Origin of the sequence: Otoolea muris (assembly GCF_943193115.1) — a bacterium.
Classification (GTDB): domain Bacteria; phylum Bacillota; class Clostridia; order Lachnospirales; family Lachnospiraceae; genus Otoolea; species Otoolea muris.
In genome coordinates, this window is sequence record NZ_CALPCY010000009.1 from 1 (window position 1) to 15,870 (window position 15,870).

The window sequence follows — 15,870 nt, forward strand, 5'->3', positions numbered from 1 at the left end:
ATACCCATATTGCCGCTCTTAAGCTGCTCTTTTACCTCTGGCGTGGCGTTATTGTTTATGCTCTCCATTCTGGCTACGTTGGTGCTGCTCTCATTCAGCATAGCGGCTATCAAATCCCGCATTTTGCCTTGTATCTCTAGCCCGTCCTCTTCCTTTGCCCGCATCAGCGCCGCTTTGGTGCGCTCTACTAACCTGGTTTTCTCATATGCCGTAAGCGGCTGCGTGTATCCGTTGCCAGCCAGTAGCCGCAGCTCATACATAGCCTCGCTCATATCCATATAGCGGTAGAGGACTTTTTCATACTCCTTGTGTCCCCGCTCCAAATTCAGAATATTAGCAGCGTTGCGTCTGTGTCCGTCGATTATGAAATATTCGCCCTTTATCCTCGCTAATACCGTGGGCTGCTCTTGTCCTACGTGTAAAAAGCTGTCTGCCAGTTCCTCTATGTTCTCTAAGTTCTGGTGCGTGTTCTCTGGCGCTGCCTTTACCTCATACGGGCTTAAATAAATCTCTTTGTATCCCTCTGCCGCCGTGGGCGCTCCCGCTGCCTTTGTCTTTGCGTTCAAAATGTCATTTATGCCAAACTTTGCCATATTCTTTACCTCGCTTTCTATGCCGTATCTATTCTTTTTCTGTTATCGTGAATGGTACTATACTTTCTGGTATGTAATTTACCTCGTACTTGTATTTGTTTACCGCTGCACCGCCTAAATCTTCCACTACGTAAAATACATCTTCGTTAAGCCCTATAATATGCTTAAAATATGTGCCGTCCTCTTTTTCTACAATTACACTTATTTTGTCGCTGTTACTTGCGTCCAGAGAAAAAGCCCCTATAAGTTCAAATTCTACTTTATCTGTCCTTGTATTTATTACCGCAAATCTACGTAACACATTAAAATTATCTGCCTCTTGTGATACGTTTTCTGATACTTTGTCTGCCTCTGTGCAGCCTGCAAGAATAATGCACATTACCAAAACTGCTGCCACTGAAATTATTTTCTTTTTCATTTCCCTTACCTCGCTTTCCCTGTATATGCCGTTACAAATTTCTTGTACCCCTGCGCCGCCCCGCAGCACGGGCTGTACTCATAAATAGGCTTTTGCAGAAAAGAGCTTTCCGCTACTTTCTTGGAATACCTTACAATCCCCAGAATGTTATATACTCCCTGCTCTTGTAACCATTCCACACCTGCGCTCTCCCCGTCCGTGTTCTGGTATGACGTAATCAGAACGCCCGCCAGCTTAATTGCTTGGTTATACTTTTTTACGTCCTCTATCTGCTCTGCCACAATGTCTAGCCCCTCTAAAGCGTAATTATCCAGCTTTACGGGTACTATAACCTCGTCCGTTATTGCCAGCGCATTTATCACGTTAAGCCCTATGTCTGGCGGGTTATCTATGATGCAGTAATCATAGTGCCATAACTTGCAGGCGCTATACCGCTCCGTCTGGTTCTCGTTTTCCTCTTTGGTTAAATTCCATGTAGCGCCGAAAAGTGACATATTCGCCGTGATAATGTCTATGCCCTCATACTCCGTATGCTGTATTATTTCCTCTGGGTTTAACCATTCCCCGCTAAGCAGCTTTGTTATCGGCGCTACGCTCTCTGCGTCGTATCTGCCGTATGCCTTGCTTAAGTTACCCTGCTTGTCATTATCCAGCAGCAGGACTTTATAGCCCCTGCGGTAAAGCTCATACGCCATGTTTGCCGCTGTAAAGGTCTTGGCTACACCGCCCTTTAAGTTCAAAATGCTTATTGTTTTCATTCTTTGCCTCTCTTTCTGCGCCGCCTCTAGCGCATTGTAATTGTTTTCTGCTCTTGTGTAAGCTCTTCTGGGTGCAGTAAATACCGCTCTATCAGTTCTGCTGCCAGCTGCCAGCCATAGCATACCGCCGTATAATATCCCTGCTGCCGCAGATACTCTAACCAGCGTTTCTGATTGTCCGTTGTGGTATTCTTTCCAGCCTTAAGCTCTATGTATAGTCCGTGGTATCCTGCCCGTACTGCTGGCAGCACAACGTCTGGCACTCCCGCTTTAACTCCCTGCCTCTTAAGCGCCGTAGCTGTCGCCTTGTCCCTTTTGCCGCCGTTTGGTACATGATGCAGATACTCTAACTCTGGCATACGTCCCAGCTGATACGCAGCCCAGCTAAATAGCGCCTCTTGATGCCCGCTTTCGTCGTCCAGTCTAAAGTTTCTCATTCTTCCGCTCTCTCCTTTCCGTGTTTTTCCTCTCTTTCGTCCTGCGCCAGCACGTCTGCCCTGCATAGGTCGTAATACTCGCACCATAGGCAGCAGTGCTTACAGTTCTTGCCTCTCTGGAATATCCAGTATATAAGCCTCTGCCCCATTCCTTATGCCCCTCTGTCGTCGTTATCGTTCCAGCGTTCCCAGTTCCTCATATCCTCGCTGGCGTGCTTTATGGCTACCGCCAGTGCGCCTACTGCTGCCAGCCCCGCACTCAAAAGCCCTGCCCCTATGACTGCTGCCGCAATCCCTATAACCTTTACTGCCTGCATCTTATCCCCCCTCTTTCTCCATTTTTACAAGCGTGTATCTGAAATACCCATATCCGTAATACTCTGGGCTATGTACTCCCTTGCTTACGCTGTCCTTGTCTACGTAGTAGCCCTTAATCGGTCTTGCCTCTGCCTTAAACCATTCACGGCTTGAAATTATCCGTATCTCTGGCTCTGGTCTTACTAAATTCCTGCTGCAATTCCAGCGCTTGCCTTGTAGCGCCCCGTCCTCTACTTTTCTGTGCGTATCCGTGTATTTAATCAAATACGCTGCCAGCTCCGCATAGTTCCCGCTATCGTCCAGGGGAAATACTTTTACTCTGTTATGCCCCTCATACGCCTTATACCAGCACTGCTGCAATATCTTTGTGTCTATCTGGTTTATGACTAAATGATGATGCCTTGCGCCTTTCTTGCCTATCTCCATTACGTGTATGTATTTAAACTCTAGCCCAGCCTTTTTATACTCCTTGCGGCACTCCCTTAGAAATATATCTATGTCTTTGCGCATCTGCTCTTTTGTTCTCTCTGGCTCTCCCTTTTTCCGTATGTAGTCCAGCACTAAATGATAGTCACCATATTCGTAATTTGCATTTATCAGAATACGCAGCTTTCTTTCTGCCTGCCTTGTGTTTATTTTCTCCTGCTGCTCTGTGGTGGGCTTAACCTTATCCCCCCTCTTTATCCCCTGCTTTTTATATCTGCTCGTAAAATAGCGCTCTACCTCTATGGTTTTGCCCGCCCTTGTAATCCTCTCAACGTATGGCATATTTTTTACTCCTTTTTTGGCTATCCTTGTCCTAAAGCTAATACTTTTATCAAGTGATAAAGCAGGCGCTTTGCCCGCATTTTGCTTGATATTTTCGCCATACAGTGATATACTGGATTTAGGTTGTAAAAGCTGTATAGCTTAGCCCTCTAAGGTATTCCCGTACCGTAGAGGGCTTTTTACTTTATCCACTTGTAAAATGTTTCTCTGCATACTTGTAAGCCTCTCTATATGGCTGCTGGCAGCGGTAGCTTGTGCAAGTATGTAGCCTGCTGCCCCTGCAAAACTCGCAGGCGTGCAGCTTTGCGTACTCTTCCAGCCATGCCCTGCGGTCATATTCCAGCTTGTGCCGCAGCTTGTCTGCGTTCACTACTTCTATGCCTGCCGCATCTGCCGCCGCTATTTCGGCGCTCATTCCCTCGCTTATCCCGTACTTAACGCCCACTATCACAAAGTCGCAGCCTTTCAGCAGCGTTAAGCCTGCTGCCATACCTGCCGCCCGTTCCTCTGGCTTGTCCTCATTTAAGCACTGCGTCATATATAAATGTGGCGTAATCGGCGCTAATCCCGCCTCTATCGCCTGCTTTGTAAGTGCCTGCGCATAGTCTATGTTTCTATCCAGCTGGGCGCTGTCAGCTGCCCTATACGGGCTGCATATATATACTTTCCTCAATCTATTTCTCTCCTTTCAGTGCCGCCGCAATCGCCTTATATTCCCGCTCTCTTTCCCTTATCTCCATTTCCAATTTGTCAAGCCGCTTAAACAGCTTATTTACCGTGCTGTCTGGCAGCCTCTCCCCGCCACGCACTAAAGCCTTGATAATTTCCAGACTGTCTACGGCGTTCAGTTCTGCAAGTATCTGTATTTGTTGCGCCTTATGCCGTGCGCTATGATAGCTGCGGCAGATTTCACGGGCTGTCATGCGCCGCTACTCTTGCAAGCTCGTTTTCTACCAGATGCTCTACCATGTGCATTAAGTCATTGGTGCTTTTCTCCGTCATAAATCCGCACAACTCGCAGCACGTAGCAAAACCGCAGATTATATGATAATGTGTTACTACGTCCTGCTCTGTTTTCATGGTCTCAAGCCCGCTTATAAGGGAAGTTAAATTTATAACCGCCCGCTTCCCCAGTTCGCCGCCCGCCCCCTCTATCGGTATTGCTATTTCTGTAGCCTGCGGCTCTCCCTTGCCATTTACTATTGTTTTAACTCTCATTTTCTGCCCGTTCCTTTCTGTTAATCAGCTGTACCGATATTTCATAAGCCGTGCGCCGCTCCCTGCTGCCGCTGTCGGTGTCAATAACCTTTTCATACTGGCGGCTCTGGTATCTCCCCAGCAGCTCTACTGTGTCGCCCTGCTGCCAGCCTGCTACCTCGTCCGCCTGCTCTTGCCAGCAGATGCAGGGAACAAAGCACTTGTTACCCGTCAGCTCATTTTTTACCATTACGGAAATATCCGTAATCCGCTTGCCCCTCGGTGTTGTCCTATATACTGGCTCATGCGCAATAACGCCACGTAGCGCTACGTCGTCCTGCATCATAGGATTTTTAACCATTGCCAGAAAGTCTGCCAGAATGAATACCAGCACTTTACCGCTCTCAAAGTCCTTAAGCGTCTGTACCTTGCCAGATACTAAAACCTTGCTGCCTGCTGTCATAAACTCTTTAAGCGGTCGCCCGTCCCTCTGCTGCCCTACGTCTACTTTTCCGTCCGTAAAGGCTACTATAACCTCGTCCAGCGTTCCCCGTGGGCGTGGCGTTTCAATTTTTGCCAGATAGCCGTTAAAACGCAGCCCGCAAAGCTCCGTAACCTCTTCAATCTCTTTCAGCTCCCCTGCCAGTCCTGCTGCATTGTCCTTGATGCCGCCTGCTGTCAAATCTTCCATAATCCCCGTGTTAATGTCCCGTAAAAAGTCTGGCTTTTTATCCTGCTCTTTTTTCATGCTTTACTGTTTCCTTTCCGCTGTAATTTTCCAGCATTTCTATTGCCCGCTGGTAGCAGGCTATTTCTGTATCCTCTTTCACTTTGCAGATACAACGCCCTTTTCTTTCGCCCTTATACTCCCAGATTTCAATAAGGTTATTGCCGTATATATCAAAATGGCTATGTTCCCTTAATCCGCAGCTCTTCTGTATCGGTCTGTAAATCTGGTAGAATTTGTGTATAAGCTCCCTGCGCTGCTCGTCGTTCTCTTCCATGTGCTGCCCTCGCTTTCGCAAAAGTATTACTTAATCCTGAATAGGTATTACTTTTTAGACGCCAGCTCGTCACACTTTAGCCGTACATACTCTGCCGCCATGTTCCGCACTTTGTCAGAAAAGCTGCGCCCCGCTACAGCCTCTATGATTTCCAGTGTTTCAGCGTCAATTTTTATGCTCTTCTGAATGTTTGCGCCTACGTGCTGATAGTTCCCGTTTTTCCATGTGTACATATTTCCACTCGCTTTCTTTATGAGAAAAAAGCAGCTGGTATAAGCTCGTAGCCGTCAATGTCTGCATTTTCCAGCGGCTTATCATACTCAATATATCCCCATGCCAGCCGCCCTATCTCTGTCACGTATTGCCGCTCATTATAATTGTGAATAAGCATAGCTGGGTTATCCTTTGGCTTTGGATATGTCCCCGCCGATACTGGGCGCTGTGTGCTGTAATATCTGTATTTCATTCTCTTACCTCGCTTTCTGTGTGCCTTTTCCGCTTGTATTTGCAGTAATGCCACACGCAATTTACTTTGTAGCTGTTCTGTATGTAATCCTCGCTCTGGCAGCCGTCATTACTGCTGCCATAAAAAATACATTCCTTACAATAGTCTGGGTGGCATGGGTGTAATATGATTTCTGCCATACTATTTCTCTGGCATCTGGTAAACTCTTGGTATGACTGCTGCCATAGGTGGCATAGCCTCACTGCCTATCATCAGCCCCAGACTTCCTGCCGCATACAAATACTGCCCGCATTTCTGCTCTATTTCGTCCAGTACCTCTATGCAGCGTTCCATACTCTCATACTCTCCCAGCTCATTTTGTGTGCCGTTTCCTTGCAGAAAAAGACAATGCTTTTCTTTCTTGGTTTTTTCTGGCTCGTTATTATCGCCAAATTTTATAAATCTTTCCTCTTTCCTGCTGCACACTATCCCCATTGCATTATTAAGGCAGAATAGCCCTTTTTTGTTTTGACTACGTATATATACCTCACTCATTGCCTGCCTCGCTTTCTTCCTTTTTGTGCGTTTCCCCTACCAGCCAGCCCGTAAGCACTATATTTATCTGGCTACCGTCCCCGCCGTCGCTTATAATGTCTATATTCCCAAAATAGCCGTATACTGCGCCGTCTGGCGTATAAATGGTTATGCTGCCCTCTGTAGCTGGCTCTGGTGTTTCAATAACCAGCTGCTCTGCCTGCTGCCGCTGCATCAATGCTGCTACCTCTTCGTCCGTCGTCGGCTCTGCCTGCTGCGCCTGCCACCAAACGAACACAAAAAAGAGTATCAGCCCTGCTATGCAGATTGCCACGGCTACTGCCGCCCGTATCAGCCCTTTAAGTATCTGGTTTTCCCGTCTGCGTCGCCTCATTGTCTGCCTCGCTTTCTATGTCTGCCCTCTATGCTTAACCGCTGTTTTTCCTCTTCCCAGTCAAAAGAAGTACACGCAATACAGCGCTTGCACTGCTCTATAGGCTCGTCGTCAAATTCTTTACCAAATCCCAGGCAAGCGCCGCTACCGTCCACGCCTGCTGCCCCGCACTTCTTTTGCAAGCTACATTTTTCTATACGCCTGCTTATGCGGCAGCTTTTACAGATAACCTTTTCGCCCGTCGTGCAGCCCTCTTGACGTGCAAAGTACGCCGCCCAGTCCCTACTTACGCCACCCGTCCTGCCTGCATCTTTAAAGGCTACTATCTGCTCGCCGCATATGTCGCAGTATACCTCTGTGCGCACTTCCCTATATATTGCCATTTCCTGCCTCACTTTCTGCCGTCGTAATCCTCAAACCGTTTGCAGCTCCTAAAAATAATTCTATTGTTTACCCAGCGCTGTAGCAGCTTAAGCCTATGCCCTGCTGGTATCTTGTCCTTTTCGTATAACATTACATACGGGTTATATCCCAGTTCACGCAGCGTATATACTCTCTCTAAATCCTGCTCAAAAGTCGTATTGAAATTGCAAAGCACATATACACCCAGCTTTCTATAGTCCCACTGTGTAATTTCCTTAAATTCCTTAAACTTTGGTACTATCTTCTCTTTGTCCTCGTATCTGTCCCATGCAAAATGCACTTGTTTTATTTTCATCCGCTTTATGTATTCCGCTTTTTCTTCCGTCATAATCCGTATGTCGCAGCCCTGCGAAAAGTCCACCCATGCGCCGCTTTCTTCCAGCTGTACGCTTAACTCTCTCCACTCCTTGCAGGCAAACATATTAGCATCTAAAAGCACTATGTTCTTTTGTCCGTCCCAAAACTCCGACAAATCGGCTACTTTCTTTGCGCATCTGCCCTCTTTCTTTCCAACTATGCAAAATTCGCACCCTCTTGGACAGCCTCTAGTTAAAAAGCCGTAAGCCGTGTTTCTTACTTCTGGTATCCGCTCAAAATAGATAGAATAATCTGGGTATATATGCTCTATCTCTTCTGGCAGTGCTGCGCCGCCGTCTGGGTAGCTGTACCCCGTCCCACCTCTTATGATTTCCTTTGCATTTACTGGGTGCTGATAGTCTGGCGTAAACGTAAATACCTTACTCATATATACCCGCTCTGGCGGGCTTACCCATGCTGTCAGCGGGTTATACCACGCTACGCTATCGCCTCTGCTTTTGTGGTATGCCGATATTTTCATAAGTGGCAAATTAGGGAAATTATGCCCGTCAACGTCTATCAGCTCTACCCTCATTTCTTGCCCGCCTCTCTTCTGGCGGCAGACGCTATATCCTTACTGCCGCCAATGTGATACACTTTCCTTGCCTTGCCAAATCCCTTAAACCTTTCGGCGGCGCTCTCTGTCTTTCCATGCCGCTATACTCCTGCTCTGGCGTATTTATTTACCGTGTGGGCGGCTTTTCACATTAAAAAGCCGCTGAAAACTTGTTGACCGTCCACATACTTTCTAGCTGGTATGACCGCTGCTATTTTTATCACGGTATCCAGATACAGCTATTAGCCTGCTGCCCTCTGGTGCAGGCTCGCCATGCCCGCTACCAAAACCGCCCTGCTGGAATTGAACCAGCACCCCGCTATAGGCTTGTACTGCTATAGTCAGTTTCAAGCTCGGTATTCTGCCATTAAATTAAGGGCGGGTGCTGGCGGCAGCTGCCGCCTACATATCCCCTAAACTGTCTGCCTCTTCCAGATAGCCTATGATTTCCTCTAAGCTGTCTACATTCTCCTGCATCTGTTCTCCCCTCTCTGCGTTCTGTAATCCCTCTGGCAGATTTTCGTAGCTCTCCTGCTCTTCGTCCCGTACCTCTTCTAAAATGTCCTTTGCTTGGCTAATCAGCTCCGCTGCCTCTGCAATTCTTTTGCGCCTCTCTTTGTTCATGCCTCATGCTCTCCTTTCTTTTAGGGTTTATAATGTCGCCTGCGCTACGTCGGCTGTATATGTCAGCTTATCCGTGCCGCTGCGCTCAATTTCTTTATAAATCGTATCTCTGTGTGTTCCTACTGCTGCCGCAATCTCTACTATGCTGTCGCCTGCCTTAAGCATCTTTTCTATTGTCCGTCTGTCCTCATAGCGCAATCTCTTGTATCTCCTTGCCATTGTTTCCCGCTCCTTTCTATGTGGGCGGCTTTCGCCGCCCTTTGTCTTATTTTGTTACTGCCTCTATGCAAAGAGGCTTACAAAGAATGTGCATACATAAAAGCCCTTTTATCGCTGTCGGCAAATCATACGGTATAACCTTTTCTACGTTGCACTGGTCGCACATTGCATTTATGCCCGCTATCTGCCATTCCTCTATATCGTTCTCTCTATTCCTTAAAAACTCTGCTGCGTCCCGTGCCTCTCTCATGCAGTCTTTCATTACCCTTGCGTTATTATCGTGGGCACTTACTCTAAATTGCAGCTTGTCTGGCTCTTCTTTGCACTGCCTCTCAAACTCTGCCGCCTCTCTTTTCTCTGCGTCCTCTTCCTTAAGCATTTCATCAGCAAACCAGTAAACCAGCTTATACATTCTCTTAATTGCTTTCTGGCGGCTCTCGCTAAGCTCTTCCTTTTCCTCATGTGCTGGCTTATTCTCTACCTTGTCAACATACAAGCGGCTTTTGCTGTGTTCCGTACTCCAAAACTCTGTTACGCCGTTCTCTGTCCTCTCATAAAATACCCCGCTGCCGTCCTTACACACATACTGCTTATGAATTACGTTATTTTCCATTTCAGAATTTTCTTTATACTCTTTTCCGTACAATACTGCTGCCTTTGCTGCCTCATACTCTTTTAATGTCACTCTTTCCATTCTGTTTACCTCTCTTTCGTTGCAAAAAAATAAGCGTGTCAGAGTTTCTACACTCTGCACGCTCTTCTTTTTTCTCTGCTATTTCAATAAAAAAGAAATCCGGCAGAGGTTTAAAACCTCTTGTCGAATTTCATTCTAAAACTTATCAATTTTATAGATTTTTTCCATCGTTTATTTTTTATCAATTTTATATCCATCTTTCACTTCAATGCTTTGCAAAACAAAAAACATACGGCGCGCGGAGAAGGGCAGCCGCCAAATGTGCATGCAAGCATGCCCACTTGGCTCGTTGCCCGCGGAAATAAACGCCTCCTATGACCTACACAGCCAGCAGATTCGACAGCTCTGCAAACTGCCCAAGCGTCAGCGCCTCGCCCCGGACAGCGGCGGGGAGGCCAAGAGTTTCGATCGCCTTCGCTATCTCCTCCTTCGTAAAACCAAGCTCCGGGCTGTTGTACAGGCCGTTTAGCAGTGTTTTCCGTCTCTGGTTAAAGGAGGCGCGGATCAGGCGGAACATTAACTGCCTGTCCTTTGTCTCCACCGGCGGATCCTGATGGCGCGTGAGGCGGATAACCGCTGAGCCGACGCCCGGACGGGGAATAAAGCAGTTGGGCGGCACATTGGCCGCCAGGTACGGCTGCGCGTAATACCGGACGGCCAGGGACAGCGCGCCGTACTCCTTGGACCCCGGGCCTGACTGCATGCGATCCGCGACCTCCTTCTGGACCATAACCGTGATGTTGTCAACCGGGGCCCCGCTCTCGAACAATCCCATGATAATGGGCGTGGTGATATAGTATGGAAGATTGGCGACCACTTTTATGGGACGCCCCTCATTATAGTCCAGCGCCAGCTTTGGAATATCCATCTTCAGGATATCTTCATGGAACACTTTTATATTTTCATAGCCTGCCAGGGTTTCTTCGAGAATCGGGATCAGGTTTGCGTCGATTTCTACCGCTGCCACCCATCTGGCGCGCTCGGCCAGGCGCTGGGTCATGGTCCCAATGCCCGGCCCAATCTCCAGCACCATATCGTCTGGCGTAATGTCCGCCGCCGCGATAATCTTGTCCAGCACATGGGAATCGATCAGGAAATTCTGGCCGTACTTTTTCTGGAACGCAAAGCCATGACGGCGGATGATCTCCAGCGTATTCTGCGGGCTGCTTAAGTCTGTTTTCACAACGGATTTATTCATAACGGATTCCTTTCCGTAACTTCCCGCCTATCCAGTCTGTAAAGCTCCTTTGCATTCCGGTTTGTGGCGCGGATAATCTCCTGCTCCGTCAGCCCTTTTATGTCCGCCAGGGCCTTGACCACATATTTCAGATAGAGTGAACAATTGCGTTTCCCGCGATGCGGAACAGGCGCGAGATAAGGACAGTCCGTCTCCAGGACCAGGCGGTCCAGCGGGGCATAGGCCGCGACCTCCTTCAGTTTCTTTGCATTCTGAAAGGTCAGCACACCCCCGATCCCCAGATAAAAGCCCATATTCAGGTATTCCCGCGCCATATCGGTCCCGTAGGAAAAACAGTGGATCACGCCCCCGATCTCTGCGCTTTTGTGCGCTTTCATGATCTCCAGCGTGTCTTTTGCCGCCTCTCGGCTGTGAATGACTACCGGGCGGCCTGTCTCCCGGGCCAGCTCAAGCTGGCGCTCAAACCATTTTTTCTGAATGCCGCGTCCTGGCTCGTCCCAGTAGTAATCCAGGCCGATCTCGCCGATCGCTGCCATCGCAGGCTCAAGGGCCGCCCGGAGGACAGCCTTAAAGCTCTCTTCGTCTAATTCGTCCGTGCTGCACGGATGGATCCCGGCCGCCCCGTACACCTGCGGATATCTGCGCGTCAGCGACAGCGTGTCTTCTATGCTTTTTAAGTCTGAGCTGATGTTGACTATAGCCTCGATCCCGTTTTCTGTAAGGTTCTCCAGAATGTTTTCCCTGTCGCCGTCAAACGCCTCGTCGTCATAGTGGGCGTGTGTGTCAAATATCATCTCTCCCATCAGCAAATCTCAGCTCCTGCAGGCATATCCTTCTCCGGCTTCATTAACGCAAGATTTCCGTCCATATCCTCTGCGCACAGCAGCATGCCCTCTGACATCATCCCCGCCAGCTTTGCAGGCTTTAAGTTCGTAACCACCATGACCTTTTTGCCAACCATCTCCTCCGGCGAGTAATGGGCCTTGATGCCGCTGAGAATCTGGCGCACCTGGCTGCCAACCTTTACTTGTGAGCACAGAAGCTTTTTGGACTTCGGAACTGCCTCGCAGGCAATGATCTCGCCCACCTGGAACTGGAGCTTTGCGAAATCGTCATACGTGATCTCGGGCTTTGCTTCCAGATCGATCACATGGCCGGATGTATCATCCTGCCCGGAGCCGCCCGTCGTACCATCCTGCGAAGAACCGCTGCCGGCCATACCATCCCGTGCAGAGCCGCTGCCGGACGCGCCATCCTGCGAAGAGTTGCCGGACGCATGGGCCGCTGCCGCGCCGCCGTCTTTCTGGCCCTGGCTCTTTTCAGCGCCGTCAGCCTGTATCTTTTCCACCTTTTCCAATACCTCTTTGATATCCATCCGGGCAAACAAAATCTCCGGCTTTTCTGTCACATGGCTGCCTGACGGGTAGAGGCCGAACTGCTCCATCCTGTCAAGCGGCCGCTTCTGCGTGTTTAACTGCCGCAAAATCTTCTCCGACGTCTCGGGCATAAAGGAGTGCAGCAGGGAAGCGCCGATGACAATGGCTTCTGTCAGGTTATAAAGCACGGTCGCCAGGCGATCGCGTTTTGCCTCGTCCTTTGCCAGCGCCCAGGGCGTCGTCTCGTCAATGTATTTATTGCTTCTGCGGAAAATGCCGAATATCTCTGTGATTGCATCCGCCACGCGGAGCTTTTCCATCTTCCCGTCAACCTTTTTTACAGCCTCCAGCACCGCGGCCTTTAAGTCAGCGTCCACCTCTTCGGCCGCGCCCTTATCCGCTACCTCGCCGCCGAAATATTTGTTGCTCATGGAAATGGTGCGGTTGACGAGGTTGCCGAGGATATTCGCCAGATCCGAATTCATGCGCTCGACCATCAGCTCCCAGGTGATAACGCCGTCGTTTTCAAACGGCATCTCGTGAAGGACAAAGTAGCGCACTGCGTCAACGCCGAAAAAGTCCGCCAGGGTGTCTGCATAGAGCACATTTCCTTTTGACTTGCTCATCTTGCCGTCGCCCTGCAGAAGCCACGGGTGGCCGAATATCTGCTTCGGAAGCGGCAGATCAAGGGCCATCAGAAAGATCGGCCAGTAGATCGTGTGAAAGCGGATGATATCCTTTCCGATCAGATGCAGATCCGCCGGCCAGTATTTTCCGAATAATTCGCCGTGACTGCCGCCGCAGTCATACCCCAGCCCGGTGATGTAGTTTGTCAGGGCGTCGAGCCACACATAGACCACATGCTTCGGGTCAAAATCAACCGGAATCCCCCATTTGAAGGAGGTTCTTGAAACACACAGATCCTGCAGGCCAGGAAGCAGGAAATTATTCATCATCTCATTCTTTCTTGAAACGGGCTGGATAAATTCCGGGTGCGCGTTGATGTGGTCAATCAGCCTCTGGGCATATTTGCTCATTCTGAAGAAATACGCGTCCTCCTTTGCAGGCTCTACCGGGCGGCCGCAGTCCGGGCACTTTCCGTCCACTGCCTGCGACTGCGTCCAGAAGGATTCGCACGGCGTGCAGTAAAGCCCCTCATAGCAGCCCTTGTAGATATCCCCCTGATCGTACAGCTTTTTAAATACTTTCTGGATCTGCGCCTCATGATCCGCGTCGGTTGTGCGGATAAATTTATCATAAGACGTATTCATGCGATCCCAGATTTCCTTTATCTGCCCGGCTACGCCGTCCACGAATTCTTTTGGCGACACGCCCGCCTCGGCGGCCTTGAGCTCAATCTTCTGGCCGTGCTCGTCTGTTCCGGTCTGGAAGCGCACGTCAAAGCCCTGCTCCCTTTTATACCTGGCGATGCTGTCTGCCAATATGATCTCATACGTATTTCCGATATGCGGCTTACCTGAGGTGTAAGCGATTGCGGTTGTTATATAGTATGGTTTTTTACAGCTTGTACACATAAATCAATTCTCTCCTTATATTTTTCAAAAACGCTCTGACTTTAGCCTATCCGTTCAGCCGCTTTTTGTCAAGCAGGATCTACTTTTATTCATAGTTGTTTTTGTCTTCAATATAAATTATAATAGCAGGTAACCTGGAGGTGCTTAGATGATGAAGACACACAGAAACCGGATTTTTTATTTCCTGATTGTAATGATCGCCGCTGTCTTTTGCGGCTGCAGCCGCTATACTCCGCCCTCAGAGTCGTATCAGGCCGGAGAATACCGCGCTTTAGATGGTTTAAGCGCAGAGAAACCGGATGCCCCGGATAAAGGCGGCGTTCCCGGAGATACGCAGGATGTCCGGGAGCGGTTTGACGCATTTACCAGCCGGATCTTCTGTGAATCCCTGGCCGAGGATCCTATGTCGCTGCATTTTACCCTGCAAAACCCGGAGTCTTTTGGCGTCGCGGCGCAGGATATGCATTTCCCCTCTATCTCCCATGAGCTTCTTCTTGAGGATGCAAAAGAAAACGAAGCGCTTTTACAGGAGCTTTTAAGCTTTGATCCGGCGCTTCTGACCTCCTCACAGCTATATACCTGGCAGAATTTGAAAGATACGCTGGAGACTGAAGCCCTGTCAAAGGGGCTGGAGCTCCTTTACCAGCCCTTAAGCCCTGTGATCGGCGTGCAGGCGCAGCTCCCGGTGCTTTTGGCTGAGTACGAGTTTTCTGATAGACAGGATGTGGACGATTATCTGGCGCTTCTCGCGCAGATCGATACGTATTATGCGCAGCTCGCGGATTATGAGAAAGAACGGGCCGCTGCCGGCCTCACGCCGTGCGACGACGCCATTGACCGCATCCTCATCTCCTGCAGGGACTATCTCGCCTCCCCGGAGAGCAGTTTTATGGCGGAAACCTTTGAGAGCCGCTTAAATGAGGTCCCGGATCTGACGGACGCTGAACGGGATGCCTACAAACAGGCGAACCTAAAGGCGCTGCAGGAGCATTTCGTCCCGGCCTATACGAACTTAAGCGCCGCTCTGGAAGCGCTTAAGGGGACAGGGACGGGCGAACAGGGGCTCTGCCATTTTGAAAATGGAAAGGCATACTATGAATACCTGGTCGCCTCCTTAACCGGAACCGGCTCCACGGCGCCTGAGCTGCGCCAGCGGATCGAAAAGGAGTTGGGGAGCAATATGGCCCAGATCGGCCTTTTGATGAAAAATCACCCGGAGCTCAGAGACAGCCTGACTGATTTTCGTTTCCCTGTCACAGATCCGGTGGAGATCCTGAATCACCTGCGGGAACAGATCAAAGAGGACTTCCCGGAGCTTGACGACTCCGGCTTTGAGGTAAAGCATGTGCCCAAGGCGCTGGAAACCTCGCTGTCCCCCGCCTTTTTCCTGATTCCGCCGCTTGATTCAAATGACACGAACGTCATTTATATCAATGACCTCCTGAGCGGGGACGACGACCTCTACACCACCCTGGCCCATGAGGGCTATCCGGGGCATCTGTACCAGTCCGTGTATTTTAACCGGAGAAATCCCTGTCCCCTGCAGCGCCTCCTCGTCTGTGACGGCTACAGCGAGGGCTGGGGCCTGTACTGCGAGCTCTACGCCTATTCCTTTGACAACGGCAATCCCGAGCCCTTAAAACAGGTAGTCGCGCAAAGCGCCGCCTCCATCTACGGCCTGTACGCCCTCCTGGATATCCGTATCAATTACGACGGCTGGGATTTGGATCAGACGACCGTCTTTTTAAAGACCTATTACGGAATTGAGGATGCAGACGTCATCGCGGAAATCTATCATTCCCTGACCGATAATCCGGTCAATTACCTGAAATATTACACCGGCTTTCTGGAGATCCGCACGCTCCGGGATGAGGCGGCCAAGGCGCTTGGAGAGCGCTTTGATGTGAAGGCATTCCACCAGTTTATCCTCGATATGGAAGGCGCTCCGTTCCGTGTCATCAGGCCCCGTTTCCAGACATGGCTTGCGGAGCGCGGCGCAGGCAGGAATTAAGAAAAAGACCG

At 49.7% G+C, this 15,870-nt stretch carries 25 protein-coding genes and 1 tRNA gene; 1 reads left to right on the forward strand and 25 read right to left on the reverse strand.

The features are described from left to right. The 25 genes from NFS31_RS07525 to metG form a co-directional block, all read right to left on the reverse strand. Window positions 1-593, reverse strand: a 593-nt coding sequence (locus NFS31_RS07525) for a ParB/RepB/Spo0J family partition protein (RefSeq protein ID WP_251493149.1), incomplete at its 3' end; no start/stop codon positions are given. A 28-nt stretch (window positions 594-621) separates the two neighbouring features. Beyond that, on the reverse strand, window positions 622-1,011 hold the full coding sequence (locus NFS31_RS07530; protein WP_251493151.1) for a beta-sandwich lipoprotein: 390 nt from the start codon (window positions 1,009-1,011) through the stop codon (window positions 622-624). Between the two features lie 5 nt (window positions 1,012-1,016). After that, window positions 1,017-1,769, reverse strand: a complete 753-nt coding sequence (locus tag NFS31_RS07535) for a ParA family protein (RefSeq protein ID WP_251493153.1) — start codon at window positions 1,767-1,769, stop codon at window positions 1,017-1,019. Window positions 1,770-1,795: 26 nt separating this feature from the next. Further along, window positions 1,796-2,206, reverse strand: a complete 411-nt coding sequence (locus tag NFS31_RS07540; RefSeq protein ID WP_172507918.1) for a VRR-NUC domain-containing protein — start codon at window positions 2,204-2,206, stop codon at window positions 1,796-1,798. Continuing rightward, entirely contained in the window at window positions 2,203-2,355 is a 153-nt protein-coding gene (locus NFS31_RS07545; protein WP_172507919.1) for a hypothetical protein, read from the reverse strand. Before NFS31_RS07545 ends, NFS31_RS07540 begins: the two co-directional genes overlap by 4 nt. Before the next feature lie 3 nt (window positions 2,356-2,358). After that, window positions 2,359-2,523 (reverse strand): hypothetical protein, encoded by a 165-nt coding sequence (locus tag NFS31_RS07550; RefSeq protein ID WP_251493155.1) that lies wholly within the window; start codon window positions 2,521-2,523, stop codon window positions 2,359-2,361. Between the two features lies 1 nt (window position 2,524). Further along, a complete protein-coding gene (locus tag NFS31_RS07555; RefSeq protein WP_172507921.1) occupies window positions 2,525-3,292 on the reverse strand; it encodes a rolling circle replication-associated protein in 768 nt (255 codons plus the stop codon). Window positions 3,293-3,476: 184 nt separating this feature from the next. Beyond that, the gene (locus NFS31_RS07560) at window positions 3,477-3,965 is read right to left on the reverse strand and encodes a DUF7768 domain-containing protein (protein WP_120436378.1); all 489 of its coding nucleotides are present in this window, start codon (window positions 3,963-3,965) and stop codon (window positions 3,477-3,479) included. Between the two features lies 1 nt (window position 3,966). Then, a complete protein-coding gene (locus tag NFS31_RS07565; protein WP_120436377.1) occupies window positions 3,967-4,215 on the reverse strand; it encodes a hypothetical protein in 249 nt (82 codons plus the stop codon). After that, window positions 4,202-4,510: a hypothetical protein gene (locus NFS31_RS07570; protein WP_251493157.1), complete on the reverse strand. Its 309-nt coding sequence runs from the start codon at window positions 4,508-4,510 to the stop codon at window positions 4,202-4,204. The genes NFS31_RS07565 and NFS31_RS07570 overlap by 14 nt, the downstream gene beginning before the upstream one ends. After that, window positions 4,500-5,237: a single-stranded DNA-binding protein gene (locus NFS31_RS07575; protein WP_251493159.1), complete on the reverse strand. Its 738-nt coding sequence runs from the start codon at window positions 5,235-5,237 to the stop codon at window positions 4,500-4,502. Before NFS31_RS07575 ends, NFS31_RS07570 begins: the two co-directional genes overlap by 11 nt. Further along, a complete protein-coding gene (locus tag NFS31_RS07580; RefSeq protein WP_120436371.1) occupies window positions 5,218-5,493 on the reverse strand; it encodes a hypothetical protein in 276 nt (91 codons plus the stop codon). The genes NFS31_RS07575 and NFS31_RS07580 overlap by 20 nt, the downstream gene beginning before the upstream one ends. A gap of 47 nt (window positions 5,494-5,540) precedes the next feature. Next, entirely contained in the window at window positions 5,541-5,726 is a 186-nt protein-coding gene (locus tag NFS31_RS07585) for a hypothetical protein (RefSeq protein WP_251493161.1), read from the reverse strand. A gap of 17 nt (window positions 5,727-5,743) precedes the next feature. Further along, window positions 5,744-5,959, reverse strand: a complete 216-nt coding sequence (locus tag NFS31_RS07590; protein WP_251493163.1) for a defense against restriction DarA-related protein — start codon at window positions 5,957-5,959, stop codon at window positions 5,744-5,746. 180 nt (window positions 5,960-6,139) lie between these two features. After that, window positions 6,140-6,493, reverse strand: coding sequence for a long-chain fatty acid--CoA ligase (locus NFS31_RS07595; protein ID WP_172510551.1), 354 nt, complete (start codon window positions 6,491-6,493; stop codon window positions 6,140-6,142). After that, complete coding sequence (locus NFS31_RS07600) at window positions 6,486-6,866, reverse strand: hypothetical protein (RefSeq protein ID WP_172510552.1); 381 nt, start codon at window positions 6,864-6,866, stop codon at window positions 6,486-6,488. Before NFS31_RS07600 ends, NFS31_RS07595 begins: the two co-directional genes overlap by 8 nt. Further along, the gene (locus NFS31_RS07605) at window positions 6,863-7,249 is read right to left on the reverse strand and encodes a hypothetical protein (RefSeq protein ID WP_251493165.1); all 387 of its coding nucleotides are present in this window, start codon (window positions 7,247-7,249) and stop codon (window positions 6,863-6,865) included. Before NFS31_RS07605 ends, NFS31_RS07600 begins: the two co-directional genes overlap by 4 nt. Window positions 7,250-7,257: 8 nt before the next feature. Further along, window positions 7,258-8,181 carry a radical SAM protein gene (locus NFS31_RS07610; protein ID WP_251493167.1) on the reverse strand — a complete coding sequence of 308 codons (924 nt, stop codon included), beginning with the start codon at window positions 8,179-8,181 and terminating at the stop codon, window positions 7,258-7,260. 309 nt (window positions 8,182-8,490) lie between these two features. Then, window positions 8,491-8,584, reverse strand: a tRNA-OTHER gene (locus NFS31_RS07615). 20 nt (window positions 8,585-8,604) lie between these two features. Then, window positions 8,605-8,826, reverse strand: coding sequence for a hypothetical protein (locus tag NFS31_RS07620; RefSeq protein WP_251493169.1), 222 nt, complete (start codon window positions 8,824-8,826; stop codon window positions 8,605-8,607). A gap of 27 nt (window positions 8,827-8,853) precedes the next feature. Beyond that, the gene (locus NFS31_RS07625) at window positions 8,854-9,045 is read right to left on the reverse strand and encodes a helix-turn-helix domain-containing protein (RefSeq protein WP_172508581.1); all 192 of its coding nucleotides are present in this window, start codon (window positions 9,043-9,045) and stop codon (window positions 8,854-8,856) included. 46 nt (window positions 9,046-9,091) lie between these two features. Then, entirely contained in the window at window positions 9,092-9,739 is a 648-nt protein-coding gene (locus NFS31_RS07630) for a hypothetical protein (RefSeq protein ID WP_172508580.1), read from the reverse strand. A gap of 319 nt (window positions 9,740-10,058) precedes the next feature. Further along, window positions 10,059-10,937, reverse strand: coding sequence for a 16S rRNA (adenine(1518)-N(6)/adenine(1519)-N(6))-dimethyltransferase RsmA (gene rsmA / locus NFS31_RS07635; protein WP_251493171.1), 879 nt, complete (start codon window positions 10,935-10,937; stop codon window positions 10,059-10,061). Further along, entirely contained in the window at window positions 10,934-11,731 is a 798-nt protein-coding gene (locus NFS31_RS07640; RefSeq protein WP_251493380.1) for a TatD family hydrolase, read from the reverse strand. Before NFS31_RS07640 ends, rsmA begins: the two co-directional genes overlap by 4 nt. An 8-nt stretch (window positions 11,732-11,739) precedes the next feature. Continuing rightward, window positions 11,740-13,848 carry a methionine--tRNA ligase gene (gene metG / locus NFS31_RS07645; protein WP_251493173.1) on the reverse strand — a complete coding sequence of 703 codons (2,109 nt, stop codon included), beginning with the start codon at window positions 13,846-13,848 and terminating at the stop codon, window positions 11,740-11,742. 148 nt (window positions 13,849-13,996) lie between these two features. Between metG and NFS31_RS07650 the strand changes: the two genes are divergently transcribed. Then, a complete protein-coding gene (locus NFS31_RS07650) occupies window positions 13,997-15,859 on the forward strand; it encodes a DUF885 domain-containing protein (RefSeq protein ID WP_251493175.1) in 1,863 nt (620 codons plus the stop codon). Window positions 15,860-15,870 lie beyond the last annotated feature (11 nt).

Excerpts from the sequence above, each read along its gene's own strand:
- NFS31_RS07530 (WP_251493151.1), bottom strand. The coding sequence starts at position 1,011 with ATGAAAAAGAAAATAATTTCAGTGGCAGCAGTTTTGGTAATGTGCATT.
- NFS31_RS07535 (WP_251493153.1), bottom strand. The coding sequence starts at position 1,769 with ATGAAAACAATAAGCATTTTGAACTTAAAGGGCGGTGTAGCCAAGACC.
- NFS31_RS07540 (WP_172507918.1), bottom strand. The coding sequence starts at position 2,206 with ATGAGAAACTTTAGACTGGACGACGAAAGCGGGCATCAAGAGGCGCTA.
- NFS31_RS07545 (WP_172507919.1), bottom strand. The coding sequence starts at position 2,355 with ATGGGGCAGAGGCTTATATACTGGATATTCCAGAGAGGCAAGAACTGT.
- NFS31_RS07550 (WP_251493155.1), bottom strand. The coding sequence starts at position 2,523 with ATGCAGGCAGTAAAGGTTATAGGGATTGCGGCAGCAGTCATAGGGGCA.
- NFS31_RS07555 (WP_172507921.1), bottom strand. The coding sequence starts at position 3,292 with ATGCCATACGTTGAGAGGATTACAAGGGCGGGCAAAACCATAGAGGTA.
- NFS31_RS07565 (WP_120436377.1), bottom strand. The coding sequence starts at position 4,215 with ATGACAGCCCGTGAAATCTGCCGCAGCTATCATAGCGCACGGCATAAG.
- NFS31_RS07570 (WP_251493157.1), bottom strand. The coding sequence starts at position 4,510 with ATGAGAGTTAAAACAATAGTAAATGGCAAGGGAGAGCCGCAGGCTACA.
- NFS31_RS07575 (WP_251493159.1), bottom strand. The coding sequence starts at position 5,237 with ATGAAAAAAGAGCAGGATAAAAAGCCAGACTTTTTACGGGACATTAAC.
- NFS31_RS07580 (WP_120436371.1), bottom strand. The coding sequence starts at position 5,493 with ATGGAAGAGAACGACGAGCAGCGCAGGGAGCTTATACACAAATTCTAC.
- NFS31_RS07585 (WP_251493161.1), bottom strand. The coding sequence starts at position 5,726 with ATGTACACATGGAAAAACGGGAACTATCAGCACGTAGGCGCAAACATT.
- NFS31_RS07590 (WP_251493163.1), bottom strand. The coding sequence starts at position 5,959 with ATGAAATACAGATATTACAGCACACAGCGCCCAGTATCGGCGGGGACA.
- NFS31_RS07595 (WP_172510551.1), bottom strand. The coding sequence starts at position 6,493 with ATGAGTGAGGTATATATACGTAGTCAAAACAAAAAAGGGCTATTCTGC.
- NFS31_RS07600 (WP_172510552.1), bottom strand. The coding sequence starts at position 6,866 with ATGAGGCGACGCAGACGGGAAAACCAGATACTTAAAGGGCTGATACGG.
- NFS31_RS07605 (WP_251493165.1), bottom strand. The coding sequence starts at position 7,249 with ATGGCAATATATAGGGAAGTGCGCACAGAGGTATACTGCGACATATGC.
- NFS31_RS07610 (WP_251493167.1), bottom strand. The coding sequence starts at position 8,181 with ATGAGGGTAGAGCTGATAGACGTTGACGGGCATAATTTCCCTAATTTG.
- NFS31_RS07620 (WP_251493169.1), bottom strand. The coding sequence starts at position 8,826 with ATGAACAAAGAGAGGCGCAAAAGAATTGCAGAGGCAGCGGAGCTGATT.
- NFS31_RS07625 (WP_172508581.1), bottom strand. The coding sequence starts at position 9,045 with ATGGCAAGGAGATACAAGAGATTGCGCTATGAGGACAGACGGACAATA.
- NFS31_RS07630 (WP_172508580.1), bottom strand. The coding sequence starts at position 9,739 with ATGGAAAGAGTGACATTAAAAGAGTATGAGGCAGCAAAGGCAGCAGTA.
- rsmA (WP_251493171.1), bottom strand. The coding sequence starts at position 10,937 with ATGAATAAATCCGTTGTGAAAACAGACTTAAGCAGCCCGCAGAATACG.
- NFS31_RS07640 (WP_251493380.1), bottom strand. The coding sequence starts at position 11,731 with ATGATATTTGACACACACGCCCACTATGACGACGAGGCGTTTGACGGC.
- metG (WP_251493173.1), bottom strand. The coding sequence starts at position 13,848 with ATGTGTACAAGCTGTAAAAAACCATACTATATAACAACCGCAATCGCT.
- NFS31_RS07650 (WP_251493175.1), top strand. The coding sequence starts at position 13,997 with ATGATGAAGACACACAGAAACCGGATTTTTTATTTCCTGATTGTAATG.